The organism is Actinotalea subterranea (genome assembly GCF_008364845.1).
Lineage (GTDB): Bacteria > Actinomycetota > Actinomycetes > Actinomycetales > Cellulomonadaceae > Actinotalea > Actinotalea subterranea.
On record NZ_VTTP01000005.1, the window covers coordinates 223,821 to 250,387 of the forward strand.

The window sequence follows — 26,567 nt, forward strand, 5'->3', positions numbered from 1 at the left end:
CCGCGGTGGCGGACGAGGGAGCTCAGTCCGCGCGCACGACCGTCTCGCCCAGCACGGACCGCAGGAGCGGCCGGCTCGTCTCCGACGCCGCCAGGACGAGCAGGCACCCGACCGTCAGGCACACCGCGAGCGCGATCAGCCCCTGCGGCGCCGTGACGAGCGCCATGCCGAACAGGGGCAGCAGCACCACGAGCGCGACCAGCGCGGACGTCCCCGCGACGAAGACCAGCGGCGCCGCGACCTCACGCCGACGGACCTGGTCGAACAGCTCGACCGGCACGCCCGCGAGCTGCTGGAGCGCGTACTCGCGCCGGCGGTCCAGCACGCTGGCGGCCTGCATGATGCCCGCGGAGCACGCCGCGACCGTGAACGCGATGCCCAGGGTCAGCAGACCACCCGTCACGAGGTCGGTCATGAGGAGCTTGTCCTCGTTGCTGTTCATGTCGCCGCTCGCGGCGGAGAGCGCCGGGAGCACGGACAGGACGCCTGCGACGAAGCTCGCGAGGCCCAGGCCGCCGACGACGCGCCAGGCTCCCTTCGGGTCGCCGAGCAGCCGCCGGGCCGCGAGGAGCTTCGCCGGCGTCGAGGCGCGCCGCACCATGACCCTGGCGAGCACGCTGATGGTCCACGGACCCAGCAGGTTGATGGTGCCGAACACCGCGGCGATCATGCCGAGCATCACCGCGATCACCACTGCGCCGTCGAGACCCATGTTGACCTGCGTGAACACCAGGAACACGCCGAGGGCGACGACGACGGCGAGCGCCCGCACCCACTTCATCCCGGGCGGGGTCTCGCGCCGGGCCACCCCGAGCGGGGAGATCACGACGCGCCGCAGCGAGATGGTGCCGCTCACCGCGGCGAGCAGGGGCACCGCGACGAGCGCGACGAGCACGGGCAGCGGCCCCACCCACAGCTCGCCCGCGCTGAACGGCTCGTCCATGAACGGGATGCGCGTCCACACGGGCAGGAGCAGCAGGTAGCCGAGGAAGCCGAGCGCCGCACCGACGAGCCCCTGACGGGCCGTCTCGATGACGGTGATGCCGACGACCTCGCGCGGTGTGACGCCGAGCAGGCGCAGCGTCGACAGCCGCGCGTCGCGCCGTGCCACACCGAGCCGGGCGGCGGCCCCGCCGAGCGCGAGCAGGGGCACGAGGAGCAGCACCACGGCGACCCAGGCGAGGAGCACGTAGTTCGGGGCGAGCGACTTCATGACGAGCGAGGTCGGGTTCTCGGCGCGGCCCATGAAGCCGAGCAGGCCGCCGACGACGCTGAGCGCGAACGCCGTCATCACCGCGAAGGCGAGGACGGCGAGCGCCGTCGGCGTCATGAACCGTCGGGCACCCGTGCCGGCGGACTGCCCGGCGCGCATGGGTCCCGTCGAGAGGGTCAGGACGGCGTTCACCGGTGACCACCCATGCCACCGACGGCACCGGGCACGACGCCGCTGGGCGCGGCACCGGGGGCCACGCCCCACCGCGAGCCGTACGCGCCGGGCTCGGCGAGCGTCGTCGGCGGGGCGACCGCCGTCGTGCCCGACGTCCGGGCGAGGGCGCCGCTGCGCACGAGGCCGTCGCGCATCTCGATGCGCCGCGTGCACCAGTCGGCCACCGACTCCTCGTGCGTGACGACGACGAGGGAGGCACCGGCGGCGCGCGTGGTCTCGGTCAGGATGCGCATGACCTCGGCCCCGGTGGCCTGGTCGAGGGCGCCGGTCGGCTCGTCCGCGAAGACGATGTCCGGGCCGGTGATCAGGGCGCGGGCGACGGCGACGCGCTGCGCCTGGCCGCCGGACATCTCACCGGGGCGCCGCTCCTCCATGCCCGCGAGGCCCAGGGCCGTGAGCCACTGGCGGGCGAGCGCGATCGCCTGGGCGCGCGGGGTCCCGAGCAGCATGGGCGGCAGGGCCACGTTCTCCTGCGCGGGGAGCTCGGAGAGCAGCTGGCCGAACTGGAACACGAAGCCGTAGTGGCGGCGCCGCAGCAGGGAGCGCTCGCGCTCGTTGAGGCCCGCCACGTCGCGGCCGCGCAGGGAAACCGTCCCGCTGTCGGGGCGCAGGATGCCCGCGAGGCAGTGCAGCAGGGTGGACTTGCCGGAGCCGGACGGCCCCATGATCGCTAGGGACTCCCCGTCGGCGAGGTCCACGTCGACGCCCGCGAGCGCCGTCGTGGAGCCGAAGGTCTTGACCAGGCCCCGGGCCGAGAGGCGCGGCGTCGTGGCGGGCGGTGGGACAGGGCTGACGGACGGTGTGCTCATGCCACCAGGCTGGCCCGGGGACGCGCGGTGCCGCGTCGGACGCTGGGCCGGTTCGCCACGGTGCCGTGTGCGACCAGGGACGCGCCGCGGGTACGACCTGGGTTGCAGTCCGGGCATGCAAGGACCCCCCGCACACCCGTCAGAGCTCACCTGCCCTTGCTGCCTTCCGGCCCTGGGGGAGTTCAGCGAGATGACGCCGCACGAGGGGTCTGGGGCCAGCCTAACGCAGCCGCCGGGGCGGCCGGGAACGCCCGAGCCACCCGCGAGGGCGCCCGGGCGCTCGCGTCGACGGCGTGCCGGACCGATCCGCAGCGGCACCACAGCCCACGTCCAGGGATCTCCCAGGGTGGGCGAGGACCGTCCACGTCATGAGCACGACGACCAGGCCCGCCCCACCTGCCCCGGCACCCGTCCGGCCGCTGCCCACGCCTGCACCCCGGCGGTGGGGGCCCGAGGCGGTCGGCGCGTTCGTGTGGGCCACCACGCTCGTCGTCGTCGCCCTGTGGGAGCACCACGGCGGCGTGCAGGACCTCGTCGCGAGCCCGGCCGAGGCGATCACCTCCCTCGGCCGCCTCACGGCGTTGGTCAGCTCGAACCTGCTGCTGCTCCAGGTGCTCGCGATGGCGCGGATCCCCGTGGTCGAGCGCAGCCTGGGCCAGGACCGGCTCGCACGGTGGCACCGCGTGCTCGGATTCACGTCGATCACCCTGCTGCTCGCGCACCTGGTGCTCACGACGCTCGGCTGGTCGCTGCTCGACGGCGTCGCGCTCTGGTCCGAGCTGTGGTCGTTGGTCACGACGGCGCCCGGGATGCTCCTGGCGGCGGCCGGCACGGCACTCCTGGTGCTCGTCGGGGTGACCTCGGCGCGGTTCGCCCGCCGTCGGCTCCGGTACGAGTCGTGGCACCTGCTGCACCTGTACGCGTACCTCGGGGTGGGCCTCGCGCTCCCCCACCAGCTGTGGACCGGCGAGGACTTCCTCGCCTCGACGGCCGCGACCGTCTACTGGTGGTCGCTGTACGCGGCAGCGCTCGGCGCTGTGCTGGTGCACCGGGTCGCGGCGCCCCTGCGGCTCTCGCTGCGGCACCGCCTGACCGTCAGCCACGTGCGCGAGGAGGCGCCCGGCATCGTGACCATGCACCTGACCGGTCGGCGGCTCGACGAGCTCGCCGTGCTCCCGGGGCAGTTCTTCGTGTGGCGCTTCCGCACGGGGCCGGGGTGGACCCGTGGGCACCCGTACTCGCTGTCCGCGGCGCCCACGACCGAGGGCCTGCGCATCACGCTCGGCACGCGCGGCGACGACGGCGACCGCCTACGACGGGTCGCGCCCGGGACCCCCGTGCTCCTCGAGGGCCCGTACGGCCGTCTGACGCCCGAGGTCCGACGACGCCGCGGCCTGGTGCTCCTCGGCAACGGGCTGGGTGTGGCACCGCTCATGTCGCTGCTCGACGACGCCGCCCGCACCGGTGTGCTCGACCCGCGGCGCGGCGGCCGGCCGGCGACGCTCGTCCGGCGGGTGCGCGACCTCGGTCCGCAGCCCTTCGCGGCGGAGCTCGACGCCCTGACGCGCGCCGGCCTGGTCGAGGTCGTCGACCTCGTGGGCCCCCGGAGCACGACCGGGACCGCGTGGCTGCCCGCGCACCTCGGCCACGTCACCGGCCCCGAGGCCGCGCGCCTGCTCGTCCCCGACGCCGCGGGCTGCGACGTCTACGTCTGCGGGTCGGCCACCTGGGCGGACGCTCTCGCCGCCGACCTCCGCCACGCGGGCGTGCCCCGTGACGCCCTGCACGTCGAACGCTTCAGCTGATCCGGAGGAACCCATGCGCCGCATACTCATCGCCCTCGGGACGACCCTGACGGGCCTCGTCCTGCTGTTCTCCTGGCCCACGAGCCTCAACCGCTCGGTCGCCGCGACCGGGACGTCGGGCGGGACGACCACGGACGACTCCACGTCGTCGTCCGACGCCGGAGGCACCACCGACGACTCCGGCGCCTCGGCGTCGGGCACCACGGACTCGGGCACCACCGACTCGTCGACCGCGGACCCGGGCTCGACGTCGGCCTCCGGCACGTACGACGGCACCGCCGTCTCGACCAGGTACGGCGACGTGCAGGTGCGGGTCACGGTGGTCGACGGCGAGGTCACGTCGGCCGAGGCCATCAGCTACCCGAACCGCGACCGGCACGACCAGCAGATCAACGCGTACGCGATCCCTGTGCTCAACGCGGCGGCCGTCGAGGCGCAGAGCGCGGACATCGACATGGTCAGCGGCGCCACCGTCACGAGCGGCGCGTACGTCCAGTCCCTGCAGGACGCGCTCGACCAGGCGGGGCTGTGAACGCCGTGGCGGCGGTGCTGGACGCCCCGCCGACCGACGAGCGGCGCGCGTGGGTCCAGCAGGTCATGGGGATGCCGATCAGCGTGCACGTGCGCGGTGCGGGCGCCCGGGGCCCCGAGGCTGCCGCCGCTGTTGGCGCGCTCATGGAGGACCTGCGCGCGGCTGACGCGATGTTCAGCACCTACCGCGCGGAGTCGGAGATCAGCCGCCTCCAGCGGGGGGACCTCACGCTCGCGGACGCCGACCCGCTGGTCCGCGAGGTGCACCTGCTGTGCGGCATCGCGCGCATCCGCACCGACGGCTGGTTCGACGCGTGGCACGCGGTGCCCGGGCGGCCAGGGGTCTTCGACCCGACGGGCCTGGTCAAGACCTGGGCGGTCACGCGCGCCGCCCGGCACCTGCGCGAGCTGCCGGCCGAGATCGGCTTCGCAGTGGGTGCGGGCGGCGACGTGCTGGTCCGGGCGGGTGCGGGCCGGGCGGCGTGGCGCATCGGCGTCGAGGACCCCCGGGACCGCTCCCGCGTGCTGGGCTCGGTGCCGGTGGCCGACGGCGGTGTGGCGACGTCGGGCATCGCGGCGCGTGGCACCCACATCCTCGACCCGCGGACCGGCCGCGGCACGAGCGCGGTGCTGTCGGCGACCGTCGTCGGGCCCTCGCTCCTGTGGGCCGACGTGTTCGCGACGGCCGCGGTCGCGCAGGGTCGCCGGGCCCGCGAGTGGGTCCAGACGCTGCCCGGGACGAGCGGGCTGCTCGTGCTCGCCGACGGCGCCGTGCACCGGTGGGCGAACGAGCCGTAGGGCCCGGGGTACGGCGGGCCGGACCGCTCAAGGTGCGGCGGACCGCTCAGCGGCGCGGCGGCCCGCTCAGCGGCGCAGCACGCGGCGTGAGAGGACGTTCCCGAGGACCTGCACGGCCTGGACCATGATCACGATGACGACGACGGCGACCGCGGTGACCTCCCAGTTGAAGCGCTGGTAGCCGTGCCGGATCGCGAAGTCGCCGAGCCCGCCGCCGCCGACGATGCCCGCCATCGCGGACATGTCGATGACGCCGATCACGAGGAACGTGAACGCGAGGATGAGCGGCCCGAGCGCCTCGGGGATGAGCACGGACCAGATGATGCGCCACCGCGAGGCGCCCATCGCGCGTGCGGCCTCGACGACGCCCGGGTCCAGCCCCACGAGGTTCTGCTCGACGAGGCGCGAGAACGCGAACGACGCCATGATCGCCATCGGGAAGATCGCGGCCTCGGTGCCGATCGTCTTGCCGACGACGGCCATCGTCGCCGGGCCCACCGCGAAGATGAAGATGACGAACGGGATGGGCCGCACGAAGTTCACGAGCACGTTGAGCACCGTGAACACGGCCCGGTTGGCGAAGAAGTTGCCGCGCCGCGTCACGTACAGGGCGATGCCGAGCGCGAGGCCGAACACTCCGGCGAACAGCAGCGCGACGGACACCATCTGCAGCGTCTCGCCGAACGCCTTGCCGAGCAGCGGGGCGAGGTAGCCCCAGTCCGTGTCGCGGTTCATCGCGCATCCCCACCCTGGTCGCCGGACGAGAAGGCCGACGCGCGGGGCCCGACGGCGTCGGGGTCGGCGAGCGGCGCCGCGGCCGTGCCGAGGTCGAGCACCGTGGTGCTGCGAGACAGGTCCTCGATGAACGCGGTGATCGCGGCGTCGTCGCCGGCGAGCTCGAGCGTGAGGGAGCCGTAGGGGCGTTCGGCGATCTCGGTGATGCCGCCGTAGACGACGGTCCCGTCGATGGGGTGCTCCCGCAGGGCGCGCGTGAGGTCGACGGTCGCGGCGCCGTCCTCGCGGATCGCGACGGTCACGATGCGGCCGGGGTGGCGGTGGCGCAGGCGTTCGAGGGCGGCGGGGCTGGGTCGGTCGCGCAGGGCGGTCCCGACGAATCGTCGCGTCGCGGGGTGCTGCGGCCGCGCGAAGACCGAGTACACGTCGCCGTGCTCGACGACCTTGCCGTCCTCCATGACGGCGACGCGGTCGCACGTGTACTTCACGACGTCCATCTCGTGGGTGATGACGACGACGGTGATGCCGAGCTCGGCGTTGACGCGGCGCAGCAGGTCGAGCACGTCCTGCGTGGTCTCGGGGTCGAGGGCAGACGTCGCCTCGTCGGCGAGCAGGATGCGCGGGTTGGTCGCGAGGGCGCGGGCGATGCCGACGCGCTGCTTCTGGCCGCCCGAGAGCTGCGAGGGGAACTGGCGTGCCTTGTCCGCGAGGCCCACGAAGTCGAGGAGCTCGGCGACGCGCGCCCTGCGCCGGTCGCGCGGCCACCCGGCGACGGCGAGCGGGTAGGCGACGTTGCCGGCGACGGTGCGCGAGGCCAGCAGGTTGAACTGCTGGAAGATCATGCCGATGCCCGCGCGGACGCGCCGAAGCTCGGACTCGGGCAGGCCCGTGATGTCCTTGCCGTCGATGAGCACCGCACCCGACGTGACGGGCTCGAGCGCGTTGATGAGCCGCACGAGGGTCGACTTGCCCGCACCCGAGTAGCCGATGACGCCGAAGATCTCGCCGGCGTGGATGTCGAGCGTGACGCCGTCGACGGCGCGCACGAGGCCGGCGGTGGCCGGGAAGGTCTTGACGGTGTCGCGGAAGCTGACGATCGGGGGTGCGGCCGTGGTCATGGCGTCCTCGTCTCGGCGGTGCGGTGTGGGACGTACCGGTGTGGCGGCGTCGGGCCTCGGGGTGTCCGGGGTCAGCGGCCGCCGGGTCGGGTGGTCGGCGTCGGTCGCCCGGTGCCAGCGTCGCGCGACGTCGGTGTCGCGCGCCACCCGTGTCCGGGGGCCGTCACCGCTGGTGACGACCCCCGGTGAGCGGCCTCAGCCCTCGGCGTCGGCGACGACCTCGTCGAGGAAGCCCTGGAGCTGCTCGGCGGAGAAGTCCGCGAGCACGCCCGTGCCGCCCGACGCCTGGAGGAGCGCGTCCTGGACCTCGGGGTCCTCGTAGAGCTCGACGACCTCGAGGAGCGTCGGGTCGTCCTTGTCCTCGGCGCGCGCCGCCCAGATGTTGATGTAGGGGCGGGCGGCCTCGGACTCGGCGTCGTCCTGGTAGAGCGCGCTCTCCGGGTCGATGCCCGCGTCCGCGAGGAAGTCGTTGTTGATGATGGACGCGGCGACCGAGTCGAGCGCGAGGGCCGTCTGCTGCGCGTCGACGGGGGTCACGGTGACGCGCGAGCTCTCGGCGATCACGTCGGCCTCGGTGGAGAACGCCGAGCCGCCGTCCTTGAGCTCGATGAGCCCGGCGTCCTGGAGCACCAGGAGCGCGCGGGCCAGGTTCGTCGGGTCGTTGGGGATGGCGACCTCGGAGCCCGCGGGGATGTCGTCGACCGACGTGTACTGCTTGGAGTACAGACCCAGCGGGTAGACGGCGGTGGCGCCGACGGGCACGAGGTCGTCGCCGGCCTCGACGTTGTACTGGGCCAGGTACAGGATGTGCTGGAACTGGTTGAGGTCCAGCTCGCCCTGGCTCAGCGCCGGGTTGGGCAGCGAGTACTCGGTGAAGTCGACGATCTCGACGTCGAGGCCGGCCTGCGCGGCCTTCTCCTCGAAGATCCGCCAGTTCTCGTCGGAGGAGCCGACGACGCCGATCGTGACCGTCTCGGACGCGGCGCTCTCCTCGCCGGTCGCGCCGGGCTCGGCCTCGTCGTCGCCTGAGGAGCATGCGGCGAGGCCGCCGACGAGGGCTGTCGCGGCGATGAACGCGGCGGCCGTGCGGGGGCGCGTGGTGCGGATGGAGCGCGTGGTGCGGGTCATGTCAGTTCCTTCGGTGCAGTGGCCGGGCGGCCGGGTGTGTCGGTCGGTGGGCGCGCTCAGCGGGGCGCGGGGTCTCGCGCTGGCCGGCCGGGGGTGGGCTCCCGTGCCTGGGCGCGCCGTGGGGCAGGCGCAGGGCTGGGGGCCGCGGGAGCCGGGGCTTCACGCGTGCGGGGAGAGGCGGGGTTTCCGGCAGCAGCTGAGGTGCCGGGGGCCGTCGGTCGGACCGATCGACTGGAGCAGGCCCGCAGGGCGGGCGTCCGTCAGGTGGTCAGGCGATCGCGGCGTCCCGCTGCAGCATTCGGCAGCACATCATGGCGCGGGCGGAGGCCGCGTCGATGCTGTGCATGGCGATGCTGTGGCGGGTCATGGGAACCATGGTCCCCGCTGGGGACGGGTCACCCAAACCACGGGGAGCGCGCGTCTCAGATGGCGAGACGGAGCGGGTGAGGCCGCCGTGTGGGGTGTGAGCGAGCGCACACGGCGCGGCGTCGGGAGATCTGCGGGCCGGGGGCCGGCGCTACGGCCGCACGGCACTTTTCGGGTGACGCGGTGATCAAGCAGCGGGCCCGGTCGTGGCCGACGCGGCGGTCACGCGGTCTCGCCTTCCAGCGCGGCGTAGGCCCGGGCGCGCACCACGTAGTGCGCGGCGTTCTCGTGCAACGCGGCGACCTCGTCGTCGGTGAGCTCACGGCGCACCTTGCCCGGGACACCCGCGACGAGCGACCGCGGCGGGATCACTGTGCCCTCGAGCACGACCGCTCCGGCCGCGACGAGCGAGTCACGCCCGACGACCGCCCCCGTGAGGACCGTCGCGTTCATCCCGATGAGGCAGCCATCCTCGATGGTGCAGCCGTGCACGACGGCGCCATGGCCCACGCTCACGCCCGCGCCGACGACGGCCGGTGAACCGGTCTCCGTGTGAACCACGACGTTGTCCTGAAGGTTCGCCCCCGGACCGAGCACGATCTCGTCGATGTCCCCGCGCAGGACGGCCCCGAACCAGACGCTCGCGCCCGCATCGACGCGGACCTTGCCGATGAGCGCGGCCGTCGGGGCGAGCCAAGCAGTCGGTTCGACCTCGGGCGTGCGGCCCTCGAAGGGCAGGATCGTCGTCACACCTGGGAGGCTACCGACCGCGCCAGGGCCTCCTGCTCCGCTCGCCGGCTGGTCGTGGTGGCCCCCGCCGGCGCTCGTCCGTGACGATGGCAGGGTTACGCGCCGGGCACGGACGTGGAGTGACGGACGGGCAGTGACGGACGGGCAGTGACGGACGCGCAGCGGCGGCGGCCGGTTGCACCGCGCGGCGTCTCCGCCAGGGGCCGGCGGCAGGGCGCCGGCCACCTCCGGGCCTGTTCGGTCCCGGTGAGACCGTCCGGTATCCTCGTGCGTCGAGGAGGATTCGCCTAGTGGCCTATGGCGCACGCTTGGAAAGCGTGTTGGGGTAACACCCTCGGGGGTTCGAATCCCCCATCCTCCGCTCTCGGAAGCACAGCGAAGGGCCCGTGACCTGCGGTGACGTGGGTGGCGGGCCCTTCGTCGTGCCCGACGTCGACCAAACTCGAGCCGCGCGTGGACGCGCCCCGCACTAGCGGTAGCAGTTTCGATAGCGTCTCGCCCGGTAGACGCCGACGCCGGGCCCCCGGAGCCCGACGTCGAGGAAGCAGTCGACTGAACCAGAGCCGAGGGCGCGGGACCTCGCGGAGCCACACAACGAAGTTGCTTTGCTCCGATTCTGATCGCCCCAGCGCAGCAACTCCTCGCCCAGTCTGCGTCCATCTGGCAAGTTGCTGTGCTTCAATTAGACGTGGCAGAGCGCAGCAAATTCGGCTCACGCGGTCCGGGCAGGCCCTCCCGCTCCGAGATCTATGAGCGACTGGACGCCGCCATCGTCGAGGTCCGCGACCGTCTCGGCGGACTGCCCTCGCCAGTCGAGGCCCGCGCGATCTGGGACGAGCTCTGGGTCCACGAAGCCCACAACTCGACTGCCATCGAGGGCAACACGCTCGTCCTACGCGAGGTCGAGCAACTGCTCATGGAGGGCCGCGCGGTCGGCGATCGCCGGCTTGCTGAGTACATGGAGGTCAAGGGCTACGCCGACGCCGCCCGGTGGGTCTACGGCCAGGCGCTCGAGCCGACGCTGTACCAGCCCGAGGAGCTGCTGACTCTCACGGAGATCCGTCACGTCCACCGGATGGCGATGGAGCCGGTCTGGAGCGTGAGCCCGCACCCCGACGCCATGCTGGAGGAGTCCCCCGGCAGCTTCCGCCGCCACGACATCCAGCCGTTCCCCGGAGGAATGCGCCCTCCGTCCTTCGCCTTGGTGGAGCCCAAGCTCCGCGACTGGCTCGACCAGGTGAACGCCATCCCGTCGACCGAAGGGCACCTGATGGAGAGCCTGGCGCGCGCTCACGTGGGCTTCGAGCAGGTACATCCGTTCCTCGACGGGAACGGCCGGACAGGACGGCTCTTGCTGAACCTCGTCCTTGCCCGGCTCGGGTACGCCCCGGCGATCATCCAGAAGCGCGAACGGCCGCGCTATCTCCAGGCGCTGCGGAAAGCGGACGAGGGCAACGACGGTCCGCTGGCCGAGCTCATCGCGCGCGCCGTCCTGGACAACCTCTACCGCTTCGTCGTCCCCGCGCTGGCCGGCCCCGCGCGCCTCGTGCCCCTGGCCGCGTTGGAGACGCCACACGCCAGCCGGATCGCCCTGCGAAACGCCGCACAGCGCGGCCGCCTACGCGCCCAGCGAGGCGATGACGGCCAGTGGCGCAGCAGCCGCGCCTGGGTCGACGAGTACCTCGCGGGCCGGTACGCACGGCGCGCGAAATCTCCCGCTTCTGGCGACGACGAGCGGCGGTAGCAGTGAAGCGCCCCGGCACGGCAATGTCGGGCGCCGCCCGCCCGGAAGTCCTCCGGGACCGGTCCACGGTCCCAGAGATGCGAGAAGAGCCAGCACTTCCTCGGCCGCTGGACGCTGCGCTCTGGCCTCCTACGGCATCTTCACCCGGTCGGTCTCGCGACGGCCTGGAGCCTCCGTGCCACGCTCCACGTGACACCTGGTCGCGATGAAGGGACGGTCCACATGGCCGAGACAAAGCCCGGTTGGTACGACGACGGGTCCGGCACCGTGCGGTGGTTCGACGGTCAGACCTGGACTGACGCCGTCCAACCGCCGACCGCGGCTCTTAGCGGGCTGAGCGGGGCGATCGCCAGGATCGAGGCCGACGCGGTGTCCGGTGCTCAGCCGCGACCCGCTTCCCGCGGCGCCAACTACGTGGTCCTCCAGGTCATCCTCAAGGAGAAGCTCTGGGGCACGGGCTCCGGCAACCTCACCGAGCTCGAGAAGGCGCTCAACGCTCAGGCAGCGCTGGGGTACCGGCTCCACACGATCACGACGGCGTCGTCAGGCAGCAAGGGCATCGGCGGCGGTGACCGGATCCAGGCAACCATGGTCTTCGAGAAGATCTCCTAGACCGCGAGCCTCCCCGGACCGACCTCCAGGCCACTGAGGAGGCTTGTTGGGTGCCAGGCGGGAGCGCGCCCTTCGTCGTGCGTGGCGGCGCCGGCGGCGCAAGCCTCAGGCGGTGCCCTCGACGCCGGCGGCAGGCAGGACGAGGCCGTCGATGAGGGCGACCACGTCGTCGCGCGTGACGGGCTCGTTCAGGAAGACCATCCGGTAGACCACCACCGCCGGGACCGCGAGGGCCAGGACGTCGAGGTCACGGCCCGCGGGCACCTCACCTCTGTCCCGGGCACGCTCGAGCACGGACCGCACGAGCGTCACGCGTGGAGCCAGGAGGCGCTCACGCACGACGGCGGCCAGCCCGGGCTCCTGAGGGAAGACGGCGCACAGGCCGGCGACGATCCGGCTGTCACGCCCCTCGCCCTGGACGCCGGAGCCCTCGAGCAGTGCGAGGAGGTCGCCGCGCAGCGATCCCGTGTCGGGCAGCTGCGTGGAGGCGGCGTCGAAGGTCGGGATGCTCGCGACCGCGTCCACCACGAGGTGCGCCTTGGACGCCCACCGCCGGTACAGAGTCGCCTTGCCGGCTCTCGCGCGCGTCGCCACCATCTCGATCGTCATCGCCTCGTACCCCGTCTCGGCGAGCACGTCGAGGGCCGCCTCGAGGATCACAGGGTCCCGGGTCCGGTCCCGGGGACGGCCGAGCGTCGGGGCGGAGAGCCCCGGCACCCCGAGCAGCGGGTCGGCGAGCGCGTCGGCGACCTGCGCGTCGACCGATCGCTGCAGGTCCGTGAGCGCCCGCTTGAAGTTCATGTCGCCATCCCGTCGTCGGCACCGCTGAGGTCTCCAGGGTACGTCGTCGTTCCGAAACTTCCTAGTTCCGGAACCATCTAGTTCCAGAACGCGTGCGTTTCGTATAGCGTCGAGCTCGCTGCGCCGTCCGACGCGGCGTCCGCACCACCCTGGGAGCTCTTCATGGCCTCGACCCTCGACCGGCTCGGCCGGTTCTCCTACCGACGGCGGCGCACGGTGATCACCCTCTGGCTCGGCGTCCTGGTGCTCGTCGGCTGGGCCTCCTCCAGCGCGCCCGAGCCGACCGTCAGCTCGTTCTCCATCCCGGGCACCGAGGCCCAAGAGACCGTCGACCTGCTCGAGGAGCGCTTCCCCGAGATGGCGGCCGGTAGCGCCGAGGCCCGTGTCGTCCTCGCCGCAGGGGAGGGCGCTCGCCTCGACGACCCCGCGACCGCGACGGCTGTGCAGGAGGTGCTGGCCGAGATGGCGGCCGGCCCCCAGGTGCTCTCCGTCACCGATCCGTTCACCGTCGGACCGGTGAGCGAGGACGGCACCGTCGCGCTGGCCCAGGTCACCTACGACGTCGGCCCCACCGGTGTCACGGACGAGGCACGCGAGGCGCTCACCGAGGCCGCCGACGCCGGCCGCCAGGCGGGACTTGTCGTCGAGTTGGCGGGCAGCGCCGTCCAGGCCGAGCCTGTGGAAGCCGCGAGCGTCGTCGTCGGGCTCGCTGTCGCTGCGCTCGTTCTCGTCGTGACCTTCGGATCGTTCGTCGCCGCCGGGCTGCCGCTCCTCACCGCCGCGCTCGGGGTGCTGCTCGGACTGATGGGCGTCACGATCGTCTCCGGCCTCGTCGATCTCAGCGGCGGCTCGTCCACGGGGTCGTTCGCCCTGATGCTCGGTCTTGCCGTCGGGATCGACTACGCGTTGTTCATCGTCTCCCGCTACCGCGGCGAGCTCGCGGCGGGCCGCTCAGGCGAGGACGCCGCCGGACGCGCCGTCGGCACGGCAGGCTCGGCCGTCGTCTTCGCCGGGCTCACCGTGGTGATCGCCCTGGCCGCACTCGCCGTCGTCCGCATCCCGGTCATCACCGAGATGGGCGTCGCCGCCGCCGGCACGGTGGCCGTCGCGGTGCTCGTCGCACTCACCCTGCTGCCGGCCCTGCTGGGGGCGGCCCGCAAGCGCATCCGCGGACGTGCGAGCAGCAGCCCCGACGCCGACGGTGTCCCACGCACGACCATCGGCACCCGGTGGGTCCGGTTCGTGACCCGGCGGCCGGTCCCCGTGCTCGTGGCCGGCGTCGCGGTTCTGCTCGCCGCCGCACTGCCCGCCCTCGATCTGCGTCTGGGGCTGTCGGAGGTCGCGGCGGCCCCCGAGGGCAGCACGCAGCGTGCGTCCTACCAGCTCGTCGACGACGCGTTCGGCCCCGGCTTCAACGGCCCGCTCACCGTGGTCGTCGATGCGCCCGACGACGTGGCCGACGCAGCCTCGCAGGCAGCGGATGCCATCGCCCGACTGGAGGGCGTTGTCGCGGTCGCGCCCCCCGTCCTCAACTCGAGGGGCGACACGGCCGTGCTGAGCGTCATCCCCGCGACCGGGCCGAGCACGCAGGAGACGCAGGAGCTCGTCGACGCCATCCGGGACGGCGCCGAAGGTCTGCTCGCGCGCACCGGCGCGACGCTCGGGGTGACGGGCGAGACTGCGATGAACCTCGACATCTCGGAACGCATGACCCAGGCCCTCGCGCCCTACCTCGCCGTCGTCGCACTCCTCGCCCTCGTGCTGCTCACCCTGGTGTTCAGGTCCGTGCTCGTCCCCCTCAAGGCGGTCGCGGGGTTCCTGCTCTCCATCGCGGCGACGTTCGGCGCCGTCGTCGCGGTGTTCCAGTGGGGCTGGGGGACCGACCTGCTCGGGGTCTCGACCGCCCCGATCTTCAGCCTCGTCCCGATCCTCGTCATCGGCGTGATCTTCGGGCTGGCGATGGACTACGAGCTGTTCCTCGTGACCCGGATGCGCGAGGAGCACGTCCACGGAGCGGCTCCGCGCGAGGCCGTGGTGAAGGGATTCACCCACGGTGCCCGCGTCGTCACTGCGGCCGCCACCATCATGATCAGCGTCTTCGCGTCGTCGATGCTCGCCCACCAGCTGCTGCTCGTGACGCTGGGGTTCGCGTTCACCGTGGCCATCGTGTTCGACGCGTTCGTGGTGCGGATGACGCTCGTGCCCGCGGTGATGGCGCTGCTCGGACGCCACGCATGGTGGCTGCCGCGGTGGCTCGACCGGATCCTGCCGCGCATCGACATCGAGGGCGAGGCGCTGGCGGACCAGGCTTCGCCCGCCCCGCGCCCGCTCACCCCGACCCCGGTCTGAGCCGTCGGGCCCCCGTCCCGGGCTCGGGGCGGGGCTCGACCGGTGTCCTCACGACACGCCGCTCAACGGCTCCCGGTGCTCGTTCCAGTGCTTTCCCAACCACTCCACCTGCTCGTCCTTGAGCCGCAGCGTCAGAGGTTCGTCGTGGAGTCGTGCGTACTGGGGGTACGCGGCCAGCACGGGCGCGACGTCGACCCGAAGCCTCAGCGGCTGCACCGCCAGCAAGCCGTCGTCGAACAGGCGGTGAATGTCCCGCCGGAGCATGAGGCCGCCGTGCTTGAAGTGCGTGCCCAGCTGGGCATAGCTGTAAAGGTGCCCGGCCTCGAGCACGCGCGCAGGAGCGCCCCCGGTGAAGGCGCACACACTGCCCTGAGCCGCGAGGAGCTGCTCGCGAAACTGCTGCTGCCCGCGTCGGACCCGGACAAGTGCGTGACTGAAGCCGTGAGGCACCTCGATGGGCCCGCCGGACCGAGGCCGCCAGCTGAGGTCGACGCGCGCGGTCACGCGGTCGACGGCCCGGCCGGCATCCTTGGTGATCAGCGCTTGTCGGAACGCCGACCAGTCCAGTGGGCGCATCGCGTTGATGTCACCGACGTTCACAGCGAGGCTCCGGACCTCTGCCCCGTCGAGGACTCCGTCCAGTGAGGTCCAGGCTGCGTCATACCTGGCTCTGTACTCGATCACGTCCACGACCTCGACGCGTGGAGTCGCGAACTCGTACGTGCACTTCATGCACCGGTACCGCGGTTCCGCCCTTCGACGGTTGCTGATGCGCGTCGTGCCGCACTCCGGGCAGCGGTTGAGCGCCTTCAGACCAGCCGAGGTCTCGATCTCCTCGATCACCGACACCCCGAGCAGGCGAACTTTGTCCCACAAGGCGATCGGATCACCGACCCCGAGCTTCTTGTGGTTCGGCACATTGCTGTCCCACGAGTAGTACGCGTCGACCAAGTCGTCATAGCCGGCGTTGCCCCCGTGTCCGCGGTTGTCCCCGGCAGCCATGAGTAGCCACGCTCGCTGCGGAACGGCCTCGTCCATGTCCGCCAGCTTCGCACGGCGATCCGGGCGTCGTCTCCGAAGAGCCAGTGACGGAGCAGTCAGGAGCCGACAGGCCGAGATGGCGCGACACTGGGGCATGACGTTGGAAATGGGCTTGTGGCGCGCCGACGGGTCGCAGCTGACCCGGTTGTCCCCGACCGCGATCGGGCTGGAGAAGCAGCTCGAGGACTACATCGAGGCCGATCCCCTGCTGCTCGGCGAGCGCCTCCTGATCATCGGTCGGCAGGTTCCGACGATCCACGGCGGTTTCATCGACCTCCTGGCCGTCGACAGCGACGGCGTGGTCCACGTACTGGAGCTCAAGCGCGACAAGACGCCTCGCGACGTCGTGGCGCAGACGCTCGACTACGGGTCCTGGGTTGCCGGGCTCGACCGCACGAACATCGTCGAGGTGTTCGAGCGGCACCGCCCCGGAGTGGCGTTCGATGAGGCCTTCACCGAGTACTTCGGTGTGGACTCGACACCCGAGGAACTGAACTCGACCCAGGTCTTCACGATCGTCGCAGCATCCGTCGACGCTGCCACGGAGCGGATTGTCCGGTTCCTCAACGAGACGTTCGACGTGCCACTCAACGTGGTGTTCTTCCGCCACTTCCATGACAACGGCGCCTCGTACCTCGCACGTACCTGGCTGGTGAGCGAGAAGGCCGAAGCAGTACCCGGAGCCGCGGCGAAGTCTCGAACACGCGAACCCTGGAACGGGCGTGACTGGTACGTCTCGTTCGGCGCGGAGCCGGGACGACGCGAGTGGGAGGACGCCCGGACCTACGGATTCGTCTCCGCGGGTGGCGGCGAGTGGTACTCGAAGTCATTGCGCAACCTGCCCCCTGGCGCGCGGATCTTCGCGTGCATCCCGAAGCGTGGCTACGTAGGCGTCGGCACGGTCACCGGACCCGTGGTGCGGTTCTCGGACGCCGTCGTCCCTGTGCAGGGACAACCAGCGCGGCTCGTCGACCTTCCGCTGGCTGGCACCTACCAGCACCACGAGGGCGGCGACACCGACGAGGCCGCCGAGTACATCGTGCCCGTCGAGTGGGAGGCCACGGTCCCGGTCGCGCAGGCGATCTGGCGCCGAGGCCTGTTCGCGAACCAGAACTCCGCCTGCAAGCTGAGCAAGCAGTTCACGATCGACACCGTCACGCAGGCCCTGGGAATCGCCCATCAGGTCTGAGCACGCCCTAGCCCAGCAGCCCCGCAGCCGCGCCCGCTACTCTCAGGCCGCATGGCGGTGACGCTCACCCCCGCAGCGCGGCGGGGTTACGGGCTCGGGTCGGTCGCGACCGGGTCGTTCGGCACTGTGCCGGGACTGCTGCTGCTCCCGTACCTGACGGACCGGCTCGGGGTCGCGGCGGGGGTCGCGGGGCTGATCGTGTTCCTGCCCAAGGCCTGGGACGTGCTGCTCAACCCGGTCGCGGGGCAGATCAGCGACCGGTCCACGAACCCTGCGGGCCGGCGTCGGCCGTTCCTCCTGCGGGCCGGGCTCACGCTGGCGGTGGCCTTCGTCCTGCTGTTCGCGGGGCCCGTGGCGCCGCAGGGTCTGGCCGCCGGGTGGGTCGTGGTGCTGTTCCTGGTGTGCGCGTCGGCGTACGCGTTCTTCCAGGTGCCGTACGTCGCGATGCCCGCGGAGATGACCGACGACTACGCCGAGCGCACGCGCCTGATGACGTGGCGCATCACGATTCTCGCGCTGGCCATCCTGGTCAGTGGCGGCCTGTCCCCGATGATCCGCAACCAGCTCGGCCCCGAGTGGGGGTACCGGGGCGTGGGGCTGTTCGTCGGGCTGCTCATCGTCGTCGGCACCGTGGGTGCCTGGTGGGGCACGCGCAGCACGCCGATGCGCACCTACGGCACGGCCGGCGCGAGCCTGCGTGAGCAGCTCCGCATCGTGGCCCGCGCACGCGACTTCCGGACGCTGCTGATCGCGTTCGTCGTTCAGGCGCTCGCGACGGGCGCGATGCTCGCGGGCGTCGACTACGTCGCGCGTGAGCTGCTGGGCAGCTCCGGGATGTCGACCGTCCTGTTCGTGTGCTTCGTGGGGCCGGCGCTGCTCGTGACGCCGCTGTGGCAGCGGTACGCGCAGACCCGTGACAAGCGCGTCGGCTTCCTGGCGGCGTCGCTGCTGCTCGGCGGCGGTGCACTGGCCACGCTGCTGACCCTCAGCGTCGCGACGGCCCTGGTGCCGGTGACGGTCGCCGTCGTCGGGATCGGCTACGCCGGGTGCCAGATGTTCCCGCTGTCCATGCTGGCCGACGCCGCAGCCGTCGACGCCCTGCGCAGCGGGACCAACCGGGTGGGCGTCTACACCGGGGTCTGGACCGCCGGGGAGACGCTCGGGCTCGCGCTCGGCCCGTTCATGTTCGCCGGCGTCCTGGCGCTGGGCGGGTACGTGTCGTCGACGACGGGCGCGGCCACGCAGCCCGACTCGGCGCGCACCGCGATCGCCTGGGGCTTCACCGTGGTCCCCGCGGTGCTGGTAGCCGTGTCGCTGCTGTTCGTCACGCGGTACGGCCTCGACGAGGCAGAGGTCCGACGAGCCCGAGAGGTGGCGCAGTGAACGAACCGACGACCGGTGAGGGCTGGCCGCGGGAGCGCATCCTCGCGCAGCTCGCAGCCCTGCAGGCGCACGACCTACCCGCCCACGGTGGCCGCACCCTCGCGTACGTCTACGACTCCGGGCTCGCGGAGGCCGACGCCGTCGGGCTCGAGGCGCTCGCGATGTTCGCGGCGTCCAACGGCCTCGACCCGACGGCGTTCCCGTCGCTGCTCACCATGGAGAACGACCTCGTGGGGCGTGCGGGGCGGCTGCTCGACGCGCCCGACGGGTTCGTCGGCACCGTCACCTCGGGCGGCACCGAGTCGGTGCTCCTCGCCATCCTCGCGGCCCGTGGCTCCCGCCCCGAGGTGACCGCGCCCAGCATGGTGCTGCCGACGACGGCGCACGCCGCCTTCCACAAGGCCGCCCACTACTTCGGCGTGCGTCGGGTGCTCGTGGACGTGGACCCGGTGACGTACCGCGCCGACCCCGATGCGATGGCCCACGCGATCGACGAGACCACTGTCCTCCTCGTCGCGTCGGCGCCGTCGTACGCGCACGGCGTCGTGGACCCGGTGCCGCAGATCGCCGCGGCGGCCGCGGCCCGCGGTGTGCGTTGCCACGTCGACGCCTGCATCGGCGGGTGGGTGCTGCCGTTCCTCGACGACGCGCCGCCGTGGTCCTTCGCCGTCGACGGCGTGACGAGCATCAGCGTCGACCTGCACAAGTACGCCTACACCCCCAAGGGCGCCTCGCTCCTGCTGCACCGCGAGCCCGGCCTGCGGCGCGCGCAGTACTTCGCCTCCGCCGACTGGCCCGGCTACACGATGCTGAACTCCACGGTGCAGTCGACCAAGTCGGGCGGGCCGCTCGCCGCCGCGTGGGCCGTCGTCCACCACATCGGTGACGACGGCTACCGCCGGCTGGTGCGCGAGGCCCGCGACGCGACGCTCGCGCTCGCCGACGCCATCGACGCGATGCCCGCGCTGTCCGTCGTCGCCCGCCCGGACACGACGCTCCTCACCGTCGCGACGGACGGCACCTGCGACGTGTTCACGCTCGCCGACGAGATGCTCGCGCGCGGCTGGTTCGTCCAGCCGCAGATGACATACCGCTCGATGCCGCCCACCCTGCACGTGACCCTGAGCGCGGCGACCGCCCCGAGCGTCCCGGACTTCCTGGTCGCGCTGCACGACGCCGTCGCAGCCGCCCAGCAGGCCGGGCCCGTGGCTGTGGCCCCGGAGCTCGCCGCGATGACGGCCGCGCTCGACCCGACGACGCTCGACGACACCGCGTTCGACACCCTGCTCCAGGTCGCCGGGCTCGCGGGCGCGGACGGGCGGCTCGCCCTGCCCGAGCGGATGGCCCCGGTCAACGCCCTGCTCGACGTCGCACCGCCGGCCGTGCGCGAGGCCCTCCTGCTGGCGTTCCTGGACCGCCTCAGCCGGCCGGCCTGACCCCGTCCGTCACCTATCGTGTGCACGTGCCCGACGCCCCCCTTCGCGTGACCGTGCTCTCCGGCGGCGGGGGCGGCGCCAAGCTCGCCCACGGGTTCGCGCAGGTGACGTCCGACCTCACGGTCGTCGTGAACACCGCCGACGACGCCGTGCTGCACGGGCTGTCGATCAGCCCCGACGTCGACACGGTCATGTACACGCTCGCGGGCCGCATCGACCCGGCGAAGGGCTGGGGTCTCGCGGACGACACCGCGGCCGTCCTGGGCGCGATGCGCGAGCTCGGCGAGGACACGTGGTTCCACCTCGGCGACAAGGACCTCGCGACGCACGTGGTGCGGACCGCGCGCCTGCGGGCCGGCGCCACGCTCTCCGAGGTGACCGCGCAGCTCTGCGCCGCCCTCGGCGTCGGCGCCCGAGTGCTGCCGATGTCCGACGACCGCGTCGCCACCCTGCTCCGCACGGCCGAGGGGACGCTCGGGTTCCAGGAGTACTTCGTCGGGCGGCAGCACCGCGACGAGGTGCTCGGCATCGACCTCGACGGCATCGACGTCGCACGGCCCGCGCCGGGTGTCCTCGAGGCCCTGACCTCGGCGGACGTCGTCGTGCTCGGGCCCTCGAACCCCTTCGTGAGCATCGGTCCCATCCTCGCCGTCCCGGGGGTTCACGAGGCGCTCGCAGGCTCCCCCGCGCGCCGGGTGGCCGTGAGCCCCGTCGTCGGCGGCCGGGTGCTGAAGGGGCCTGCGGCGCACATGCTCGCGTCCCTGGGCCACGACGTGTCGGCCCTCGGCGTCGCGCGCCTGTACGCCGGGCTCGTGGACACGTTCGTCGTCGACGAGCAGGACGCGCACCTGGTCCCCGAGATCCGCGACCTCGGCATGGACGTGCACGCGGTACGCACCGTGATGGGGGCCGACGTCGCCGACCGTGCGCGGTTCGCGCGGGACCTGATCGCCGTCGCCGCTGCGCCCGGCCGGTGACGACTCGCCCTGGCCCGGTGGACCCGGGCGTCGCGGGATCCGCACGGCCCGACGCCGGGCGGCCGGCAACCGTCGTCGTACCACTGCGGGACGGGCAGACGGGCAAGTCGCGGCTCGCCGGCCCCTTCACCGCCGACGAGCGGACGCACATCGTCGGGGCCCTCGCCAGGCACGTCGTCGGCACGCTGCTCGCGGCGCCCGGCGTCACGCGCGTGCTCGTCGTCACCGGCGACCCAGCCTTCGCCCACCGCATCCTGGCGCCGGACCTGAGGCTCGACGTCGTCCCGCAGCCCGCGGACCACCACGGGCTCAACGCCGCCGTCACCCTCGGCCGGGCACGCGCGATCGCGGACGGCGCCGCACGGGTCCTCGTCATGCACGCCGACCTGCCGCTCCTGACGCCCGACGACGTCGTGGCCCTCCTCGCGCCCGACGCTCCGCTCGTCCTGGCCCCAGACGAGGCGGGGACGGGCACGAACGCGCTCGTGCTGGACTCCTCCGTCCGCGGCTTCGACTTCCGGTTCGGCACCGCGAGCGCACGGGCGCACCTCGACCAGGCGGCGGCCCTAGGGCTCGAGGCGGCCGTCGTCCGCAGGCCCGGGACCTGGACGGACCTCGACACCCCCGACGACTGGCTGGCGCTGCCCGCACCGGTCCGCGAGCGCATCGCGCCCGGGGCGCAGGCGGCTCAGGCGGCTCAGGCGGACCAGTGACCCCGGTGCACCACCTCGTCCTGCGGCCGCCGGCGACGCCGCCCGGCTGAGCCCCCGGCCCGCTCCCCCTGCGCCGGGTGACCGACCGTGAGCGCACCCACCGGAGCGAAGGCGTCCGGCACACCGAACTCCCGACGCAGGGCCGCGACGGACGGGCCCGGAACGCCGAAGAAGCACGCGCCCAGACCCTCGTCGACGGCCGTGAGCAGGACGAGCAGCGCGGCCATGCCCGCGTCGACGTGCCAGTACGGGACCGGCCAACGGTCGACGTCCCGGTCCGTCCAGCCCTTGTCCGGCTCCGCGTACCTGTCGAGGTACGCCTGCTGGGAGGAGAACGGGACGATCACGACCGGCGCCGTCCGCATCCCCCGCAGCCAGGCGTCGGGCGAGGCGGCACGCGCGGGCGGCGTCGTCACCTCCCAGAACCGGTCGACGTCGCGGGGCGTGTCCAGCACGAGGAAGCCCCAGCCCTGGCTGAAGCCCGCGCTCGGGGCACGCTGCGCCGCGGCGAGCAGTCGCTCGACGGCTGCGGGGTCCATCGGCTCGGGCGTGTAGCGCCGGACCATGCGTCGCCGCCGGACGACCTCTGCGAGCTCCATGCGCACGATCCTCGCCGACGCACGGTTCCGCGTGAGACGCACCGCACGGGTGGGAGCATGCGTGCGTGACGAGCCAGACGCGGGTCCTCAGGTCCGACGACCCTGGTCTCCAGGCCCTGGAGCGCGAAGGCTGGGTCGTCGTCGCCCGCTCGTGGGGCGCACGGCGCGACACCGCGACCTGCGACCGGCAGCACCTGGAAGCGCTCGCGGGCCGCGCGAACGCGACCGGGACCGTCCGGGCCCTGACCACGCACGACGTCGGGGCGGTCCTGGCGCTCGATGCCGACACAGCGGCGGACTACCCGGGGCGGGAGGCGACGGCGCACGCACCGCTCACAGCCGACCGGGCAGCGGTCGGTCCGTCGCGGCGTGCCCACGGCGTCGTCGAGGCCGACGGCCGGCTCGTCGCGATGACGTTCGTCGACGTGGAGCCGCCGCGCGCGGAGGTGGACTTCACCGTGGTCGCGCAGGACCGGCGCGGACTGGGCCTCGCGACCGCCGTCAAGGCGGCCTCCGTGCTGGCGCTCGTCGACGACGGCGTGGCCGTGGTCCGCACGGGCGGCTCTGCGGACAACCCGGCCATCCTCGCCGCGAACCGCGCACTGGGGTTCGTCGTCGACGAGGAGTGGCTGACCCTCGAGGGCCCCGAGACGGCGGGCCGGTAGCCACGGCAGCCACCGCGCTCGCGCGGCGCGGGCCCTCGAACCCCGGCTGACGTGTTGACTGTGCGGCATGAGACGTGTGCTGGTGCTCGGAGGAACGGCGTGGCTCGGCCGGGAGATCGCGAGGACCGCGGTCGCGCGAGGCGCGGACGTCGTGTGCCTCGCGCGCGGGGAGTCCGGACCCGCTCCGGCTGGTGCGCGCCTCGTCAAGGCCGACCGCGCGGACCCCGGCGCCTACGACGCGCTCGAGGGCGACTGGGACGAGGTCGTCGAGCTCTCCTACGACCCGGTTCTCGTCGCGTCGGCGCTCGACGCCCTCGCGGACCGGGCGCGCCACTGGACCCTGATCTCGTCGGTGTCCGTGTACCGGCGCAACGACGAGCCCGGCGCGGATGAGGCGGCGGACGTCGTCGAACCGACGGACCTCACCGAGTACGCGCAGGCCAAGGTGGCCGCGGAGCGCGCGACGACTGCACGCCTCGGCGAGCGGGCCCTCGTCGTCCGGCCCGGGCTGATCGTCGGGCCCGGCGACCCGACCGACCGGTTCGGGTACTGGCTGGCCCGCCTGCACCGAGGCGGGCGCGTGCTCACCCCGACAACCGCCGGTCGGCACGTGCAGGTCATCGACGTCGCCGACCTCGCCGCGTGGGTCGTGGACGCCGGCGAGGCCGGGCGGACCGGGGTCGTCAACGCCGTCGGCGAGAGTCACGCGCTCGGGGACTTCCTGGACCAGACCAGCGCCCTCATCGGTTTCACCGGGCAGCTCGTGACGGCGGACGACGCATGGCTCCTCGACCACGGCGTCCGGTACTGGGCCGGGCCGCGATCGCTCCCCCTGTGGCTGCCTTCCGACGACGCGGGCTTCGCCCGGCGCAGCAACGCCGCCTACCTCGCAGCGGGCGGCGCCGTTCGGCCACTGCCCGAGACCCTGGCCCGCGTGCTCGCGTACGAGGTGGCCCAGGGCGTCCGGCGCACGCGCCGCTCAGGCCTCACGCCGCACGAGGAGGCAGAACTCCTCGTGCACCTCGGCTGAGCCGGCGCAGAACGGTAGCGTTTGACGGCGCAAAACGGGAGCGTAGGGCGGCGCAGAGCGGCAGCGTCCGCGCGCCCGTCAGCCCATGGCCTCCCGGTCGAGCCACTCCAGCGCACCGCGCGCGGCGGCCACGCCCGTGGCGAACGAGGCCTGGAGCAGGTAGCCGCCGGTCGGCGCCTCCCAGTCGAGCATCTCGCCCGCGACGAACGTGCCGGGCAGCCGGCGCAGCATGAGCCGCTCGTCGACCTCCGACCACACGATGCCGCCCGCCGTGGAGATGGCGCGGTCGATCGGCATCGTCGCCGTCACGGTGACCGGTACGGCCTTGACCAGGGCGGCGACCTCGCGTGCCTCGCCCGGCAGCGCGCCGCCGCCCGCCTCCCGCAGGAGCGCGGTCGCCACCGGGTCGAGGCCGAGCGCGCGGCGCAGCCAGGTGGAGGCGGAGTCCTTGGGACGACGCCGCCCGAGGCGAGCGGCCAGCTGGTCGACGTCCTGGTCGGGCCGAAGGTCGACCTCGAGCACGCAGGTCCCGTCGTCGAGCGCCGCGCGGATCGCCGCGCCGACGGCGTACACGGGCCCACCCTCGAGCCCGCTCCGCGTCACCATCGCGTCGCCACGCACGCTCGCGGCCGCCCCTGCCCGTCCGCGGACCGTGAGCTGGACGTGCTTGAGCGGGGTCCCCTGGAACCGGTCCGCGAACGCGGCGGACCAGTCGACGCAGACCCCGACGTTCGCGGCCCGCAGCGGCGCGACCGCCACGCCCCGCTCGGCGAGCAGCTCGACCCACCCGCCGTCCGAGCCGAGCCGCGGCCACGACGCACCGCCGAGGGCGAGCACGACGACGTCCGCCGAGACCTCCCGGACGTGACCGTCGGCGTCCGCGAACCGCAACGCGCGACTGGGACCCTCGACCCGCGCCCCGACCCCAGCCCCGTCGTCGGAATCGGCATCTGCGTCGGCCCAGCCGGTCCAGCGCTGCCGCTTCTCGATCCGCACCCCGAGGTCACCGAGCCGGGCGAGCCACGCACGGACCAGGGGCGTCGCGCGGAACGACCGGGGGAACACCCGACCGCTCGACCCGACGAAGGTCTCCTCCCCGAGGCCCGCGCACCACGCCCGCAGGTCGTCGGGCCCGAACGCGGCGAGCATCGGCGCGAGCCGCTGGGCCGAGGCGCCGTAGCGGGGCAGGAAGCGGTCCATCCCCTCCGAGTGCGTGATGTTGAGCCCGCCGTGCCCGGCCAGCAGCAGTTTGCGGGCGACCGACGGCATCCGGTCGTACACCGTGACGGCGACCCCCGCGCCGGCCAGCCGCTCGGCGGCGACGAGCCCCGCGGGGCCACCCCCGACGACGACGGCAGTCTGCACGCGACCCTGGTCAGGCCTCTCGTCGACGACGCCCGTTGCGCCCATCAGCCCTGCGCGACCTTCAGGAGCACGCTGCCGACCTTGCGGCCGCTGCCGGCGTAGCGGTAGGCGTCGACCACCTCGTCCAGCGGGTAGGACCTGTCGAGCACCGGCACGAGCGCACCACTCGCGAGCTGGTCCCGCAGGTGCTGCATGACCTCGGCGCTCTCCATCGGGAACGGGAAGACGACCCGCCGCATGCCGGTGCGGCGGGCGAGGGGCCCGAAGGCCGCGAGGAGGACGTTCTGGCCGAGCGGCCCGAGCTCGCTCGACGTGTAGACCCCACGCGGGGCGATCGACCGGCGGTAGTGCCAGAACGTGCTCCTGCCCACGGCGTCGAGCACCGCGGCGAAGCCGCGCCCGGGAACCGCCCCCGCCGACCGGTCACCGAGCGGCAGCACCTCGGCCGCACCCAACGACCGGACGAGGTCGACGTGCTCCGCCGGGCACACCGCGGTCACCCGCACGCCCATCGCGACGAGGAGCTGGACCGCCGCGGACCCGATCGCGCCGGTTGCGCCATGGACCAGCACGTCCTGGCCTGGGCGGACCCCGGCCCGCCGGATCATCGACAGCGCGTAGTGCGAACCCTCGGTCGCCGCGGCCGCGTGCTCGAGGTCGATGCCCTCCGGGACCGTCGCGAGCATCCCACCGGTCGGCACGACGGCGAGCTCCGCATGTGCGCCGAACGTCCCTTCGACGTACGCGAACACGCGGTCGCCCGGGGCGTACCCGGTCACGTCCGCGCCGACCGCCTCCACGAGTCCCGCGAGCTCCGTCCCCAGCACACGGGCGCGCGGCCGGAAGCCGGAGACGAGCCTGAGGAACCACGGCGTGCCGGCGAGGTACGCGCAGTCCGTCCGGTTGACGGTCGACACGAGGACACGCACCAGCACCTCGTGCTCGCCTGGCCGCGGTGCCGGCACCTCCTCGACTGCCACGACCTCAGGCGCCCCGTACCTGTGTCGCACCGCGGCTCTCATACCGCCAGCGTAGGGCGAGCCCCCACCCCGCCCGAGGGCTCCGACGCGCGCTGCGCCGACGCCGCGACCTCCGAAGGGAGGACCCGGCCACCCGCGTCCTCAGGGTGATCTCAGGGTGGTAACCCATGGCGCTCCGCACGCCCGACGCACCAGG

Annotated in this window: 24 protein-coding genes, 1 tRNA gene and 1 other RNA gene; 14 read left to right on the forward strand and 12 right to left on the reverse strand. The window is 73.3% G+C overall.

Going from position 1 to position 26,567, the window contains the following annotated elements:
* Positions 1-22: 22 nt before the first annotated feature.
* The 3 genes from FZ988_RS11270 to ffs form a co-directional block, all read right to left on the reverse strand.
* On the reverse strand, positions 23-1,405 hold the full coding sequence (locus FZ988_RS11270) for an FtsX-like permease family protein (RefSeq protein WP_246169444.1): 1,383 nt from the start codon (positions 1,403-1,405) through the stop codon (positions 23-25).
* The gene (locus FZ988_RS11275; protein ID WP_149204114.1) at positions 1,402-2,256 is read right to left on the reverse strand and encodes an ABC transporter ATP-binding protein; all 855 of its coding nucleotides are present in this window, start codon (positions 2,254-2,256) and stop codon (positions 1,402-1,404) included. The genes FZ988_RS11270 and FZ988_RS11275 overlap by 4 nt, the downstream gene beginning before the upstream one ends.
* 116 nt (positions 2,257-2,372) lie before the next feature.
* Positions 2,373-2,469: signal recognition particle sRNA small type (gene ffs / locus FZ988_RS11280), an RNA gene on the reverse strand.
* Between the two features lie 155 nt (positions 2,470-2,624).
* On the opposite strand from ffs, the gene FZ988_RS11285 reads away from it, so the two are divergent.
* Genes FZ988_RS11285 through FZ988_RS11295 form a run of 3 tightly spaced genes read left to right on the forward strand, consistent with a single transcriptional unit; the run spans position 2,625 to position 5,390 of the window.
* The gene (locus FZ988_RS11285; protein WP_149204115.1) at positions 2,625-4,061 is read left to right on the forward strand and encodes a ferredoxin reductase family protein; all 1,437 of its coding nucleotides are present in this window, start codon (positions 2,625-2,627) and stop codon (positions 4,059-4,061) included.
* Positions 4,062-4,074: 13 nt separating this feature from the next.
* Complete coding sequence (locus tag FZ988_RS11290) at positions 4,075-4,593, forward strand: FMN-binding protein (RefSeq protein ID WP_149204116.1); 519 nt, start codon at positions 4,075-4,077, stop codon at positions 4,591-4,593.
* Positions 4,590-5,390, forward strand: coding sequence for an FAD:protein FMN transferase (locus tag FZ988_RS11295; protein ID WP_246169445.1), 801 nt, complete (start codon positions 4,590-4,592; stop codon positions 5,388-5,390). Before FZ988_RS11290 ends, FZ988_RS11295 begins: the two co-directional genes overlap by 4 nt.
* Positions 5,391-5,456: 66 nt before the next feature.
* Here FZ988_RS11295 and FZ988_RS11300 read toward each other — a convergent pair whose 3' ends face one another.
* From FZ988_RS11300 to FZ988_RS11315, 4 genes are all read right to left on the reverse strand, one after another.
* A complete protein-coding gene (locus FZ988_RS11300; protein WP_149204117.1) occupies positions 5,457-6,125 on the reverse strand; it encodes a methionine ABC transporter permease in 669 nt (222 codons plus the stop codon).
* Positions 6,122-7,243, reverse strand: coding sequence for a methionine ABC transporter ATP-binding protein (locus FZ988_RS11305; RefSeq protein WP_149204118.1), 1,122 nt, complete (start codon positions 7,241-7,243; stop codon positions 6,122-6,124). The genes FZ988_RS11300 and FZ988_RS11305 overlap by 4 nt, the downstream gene beginning before the upstream one ends.
* Positions 7,244-7,438: 195 nt before the next feature.
* Positions 7,439-8,371 (reverse strand): MetQ/NlpA family ABC transporter substrate-binding protein, encoded by a 933-nt coding sequence (locus FZ988_RS11310; protein WP_149204119.1) that lies wholly within the window; start codon positions 8,369-8,371, stop codon positions 7,439-7,441.
* A 588-nt stretch (positions 8,372-8,959) separates the two neighbouring features.
* A complete protein-coding gene (locus FZ988_RS11315; RefSeq protein ID WP_149204120.1) occupies positions 8,960-9,487 on the reverse strand; it encodes a gamma carbonic anhydrase family protein in 528 nt (175 codons plus the stop codon).
* A 276-nt stretch (positions 9,488-9,763) separates the two neighbouring features.
* Between FZ988_RS11315 and FZ988_RS11320 the strand changes: the two genes are divergently transcribed.
* The 3 genes from FZ988_RS11320 (at position 9,764) to FZ988_RS11330 (ending at position 11,843) form a co-directional block, all read left to right on the forward strand.
* A tRNA-Ser gene (locus FZ988_RS11320) sits at positions 9,764-9,848 on the forward strand.
* Between the two features lie 327 nt (positions 9,849-10,175).
* Positions 10,176-11,231, forward strand: coding sequence for a Fic family protein (locus FZ988_RS11325; RefSeq protein WP_223145113.1), 1,056 nt, complete (start codon positions 10,176-10,178; stop codon positions 11,229-11,231).
* A gap of 222 nt (positions 11,232-11,453) precedes the next feature.
* Positions 11,454-11,843: a DUF2510 domain-containing protein gene (locus tag FZ988_RS11330; protein WP_149204121.1), complete on the forward strand. Its 390-nt coding sequence runs from the start codon at positions 11,454-11,456 to the stop codon at positions 11,841-11,843.
* 105 nt (positions 11,844-11,948) lie between these two features.
* Here FZ988_RS11330 and FZ988_RS11335 read toward each other — a convergent pair whose 3' ends face one another.
* Positions 11,949-12,644, reverse strand: coding sequence for a TetR/AcrR family transcriptional regulator (locus FZ988_RS11335; RefSeq protein ID WP_149204122.1), 696 nt, complete (start codon positions 12,642-12,644; stop codon positions 11,949-11,951).
* A 162-nt stretch (positions 12,645-12,806) separates the two neighbouring features.
* On the opposite strand from FZ988_RS11335, the gene FZ988_RS11340 reads away from it, so the two are divergent.
* Positions 12,807-14,993, forward strand: coding sequence for an MMPL family transporter (locus tag FZ988_RS11340; protein ID WP_149204123.1), 2,187 nt, complete (start codon positions 12,807-12,809; stop codon positions 14,991-14,993).
* Positions 14,994-15,041: 48 nt separating this feature from the next.
* On the opposite strand, the gene FZ988_RS11345 is transcribed toward FZ988_RS11340, so the two are convergent.
* The gene (locus FZ988_RS11345) at positions 15,042-16,031 is read right to left on the reverse strand and encodes an HNH endonuclease signature motif containing protein (RefSeq protein WP_188079076.1); all 990 of its coding nucleotides are present in this window, start codon (positions 16,029-16,031) and stop codon (positions 15,042-15,044) included.
* Between the two features lie 97 nt (positions 16,032-16,128).
* Here FZ988_RS11345 and FZ988_RS11350 point away from each other — a divergent pair, with 97 nt between their 5' ends.
* The 5 genes from FZ988_RS11350 to cofC are packed head-to-tail and all read left to right on the forward strand — an operon-like array spanning position 16,129 to position 21,732.
* The gene (locus tag FZ988_RS11350; RefSeq protein ID WP_149204125.1) at positions 16,129-17,223 is read left to right on the forward strand and encodes an endonuclease NucS domain-containing protein; all 1,095 of its coding nucleotides are present in this window, start codon (positions 16,129-16,131) and stop codon (positions 17,221-17,223) included.
* A gap of 51 nt (positions 17,224-17,274) precedes the next feature.
* Positions 17,275-18,606: an MFS transporter gene (locus tag FZ988_RS11355; protein ID WP_149204126.1), complete on the forward strand. Its 1,332-nt coding sequence runs from the start codon at positions 17,275-17,277 to the stop codon at positions 18,604-18,606.
* The gene (locus tag FZ988_RS11360; RefSeq protein WP_149204127.1) at positions 18,603-20,042 is read left to right on the forward strand and encodes a pyridoxal phosphate-dependent decarboxylase family protein; all 1,440 of its coding nucleotides are present in this window, start codon (positions 18,603-18,605) and stop codon (positions 20,040-20,042) included. Before FZ988_RS11355 ends, FZ988_RS11360 begins: the two co-directional genes overlap by 4 nt.
* A gap of 26 nt (positions 20,043-20,068) precedes the next feature.
* Complete coding sequence (cofD, locus tag FZ988_RS11365) at positions 20,069-21,019, forward strand: 2-phospho-L-lactate transferase (protein ID WP_149204128.1); 951 nt, start codon at positions 20,069-20,071, stop codon at positions 21,017-21,019.
* Positions 21,016-21,732, forward strand: a complete 717-nt coding sequence (gene cofC / locus FZ988_RS11370) for a 2-phospho-L-lactate guanylyltransferase (protein ID WP_246169446.1) — start codon at positions 21,016-21,018, stop codon at positions 21,730-21,732. Before cofD ends, cofC begins: the two co-directional genes overlap by 4 nt.
* On the opposite strand, the gene FZ988_RS11375 is transcribed toward cofC, so the two are convergent.
* Positions 21,717-22,331: a nitroreductase family protein gene (locus FZ988_RS11375; RefSeq protein WP_149204129.1), complete on the reverse strand. Its 615-nt coding sequence runs from the start codon at positions 22,329-22,331 to the stop codon at positions 21,717-21,719. The two genes, cofC and FZ988_RS11375, sit on opposite strands and share 16 nt — an antisense overlap.
* Before the next feature lie 65 nt (positions 22,332-22,396).
* On the opposite strand from FZ988_RS11375, the gene FZ988_RS11380 reads away from it, so the two are divergent.
* Both FZ988_RS11380 and FZ988_RS11385 read left to right on the forward strand, forming a co-directional pair.
* Positions 22,397-22,996, forward strand: a complete 600-nt coding sequence (locus tag FZ988_RS11380) for a GNAT family N-acetyltransferase (protein WP_149204130.1) — start codon at positions 22,397-22,399, stop codon at positions 22,994-22,996.
* 67 nt (positions 22,997-23,063) lie between these two features.
* Positions 23,064-24,026: an NAD-dependent epimerase/dehydratase family protein gene (locus FZ988_RS11385; protein WP_149204131.1), complete on the forward strand. Its 963-nt coding sequence runs from the start codon at positions 23,064-23,066 to the stop codon at positions 24,024-24,026.
* A gap of 78 nt (positions 24,027-24,104) precedes the next feature.
* On the opposite strand, the gene FZ988_RS11390 is transcribed toward FZ988_RS11385, so the two are convergent.
* Both FZ988_RS11390 and FZ988_RS11395 read right to left on the reverse strand, forming a co-directional pair.
* Entirely contained in the window at positions 24,105-25,436 is a 1,332-nt protein-coding gene (locus FZ988_RS11390) for a BaiN/RdsA family NAD(P)/FAD-dependent oxidoreductase (RefSeq protein ID WP_149204132.1), read from the reverse strand.
* Positions 25,436-26,413 (reverse strand): NAD(P)-dependent alcohol dehydrogenase, encoded by a 978-nt coding sequence (locus FZ988_RS11395; RefSeq protein WP_149204133.1) that lies wholly within the window; start codon positions 26,411-26,413, stop codon positions 25,436-25,438. The genes FZ988_RS11390 and FZ988_RS11395 overlap by 1 nt, the downstream gene beginning before the upstream one ends.
* Positions 26,414-26,567: the final 154 nt, after the last annotated feature.

Coding starts and splice junctions, on each gene's coding strand:
- FZ988_RS11375 (WP_149204129.1), bottom strand. CDS start 22,331: ATGGAGCTCGCAGAGGTCGTCCGGCGGCGACGCATGGTCCGGCGCTAC.
- FZ988_RS11385 (WP_149204131.1), top strand. CDS start 23,064: ATGAGACGTGTGCTGGTGCTCGGAGGAACGGCGTGGCTCGGCCGGGAG.
- FZ988_RS11310 (WP_149204119.1), bottom strand. CDS start 8,371: ATGACCCGCACCACGCGCTCCATCCGCACCACGCGCCCCCGCACGGCC.
- FZ988_RS11390 (WP_149204132.1), bottom strand. CDS start 25,436: ATGGGCGCAACGGGCGTCGTCGACGAGAGGCCTGACCAGGGTCGCGTG.
- FZ988_RS11350 (WP_149204125.1), top strand. CDS start 16,129: ATGACGTTGGAAATGGGCTTGTGGCGCGCCGACGGGTCGCAGCTGACC.
- FZ988_RS11275 (WP_149204114.1), bottom strand. CDS start 2,256: ATGAGCACACCGTCCGTCAGCCCTGTCCCACCGCCCGCCACGACGCCG.
- FZ988_RS11285 (WP_149204115.1), top strand. CDS start 2,625: ATGAGCACGACGACCAGGCCCGCCCCACCTGCCCCGGCACCCGTCCGG.
- FZ988_RS11305 (WP_149204118.1), bottom strand. CDS start 7,243: ATGACCACGGCCGCACCCCCGATCGTCAGCTTCCGCGACACCGTCAAG.
- FZ988_RS11290 (WP_149204116.1), top strand. CDS start 4,075: ATGCGCCGCATACTCATCGCCCTCGGGACGACCCTGACGGGCCTCGTC.
- FZ988_RS11330 (WP_149204121.1), top strand. CDS start 11,454: ATGGCCGAGACAAAGCCCGGTTGGTACGACGACGGGTCCGGCACCGTG.
- FZ988_RS11395 (WP_149204133.1), bottom strand. CDS start 26,413: ATGAGAGCCGCGGTGCGACACAGGTACGGGGCGCCTGAGGTCGTGGCA.
- FZ988_RS11340 (WP_149204123.1), top strand. CDS start 12,807: ATGGCCTCGACCCTCGACCGGCTCGGCCGGTTCTCCTACCGACGGCGG.
- FZ988_RS11335 (WP_149204122.1), bottom strand. CDS start 12,644: ATGAACTTCAAGCGGGCGCTCACGGACCTGCAGCGATCGGTCGACGCG.
- FZ988_RS11300 (WP_149204117.1), bottom strand. CDS start 6,125: ATGAACCGCGACACGGACTGGGGCTACCTCGCCCCGCTGCTCGGCAAG.
- FZ988_RS11355 (WP_149204126.1), top strand. CDS start 17,275: ATGGCGGTGACGCTCACCCCCGCAGCGCGGCGGGGTTACGGGCTCGGG.
- FZ988_RS11345 (WP_188079076.1), bottom strand. CDS start 16,031: ATGGACGAGGCCGTTCCGCAGCGAGCGTGGCTACTCATGGCTGCCGGG.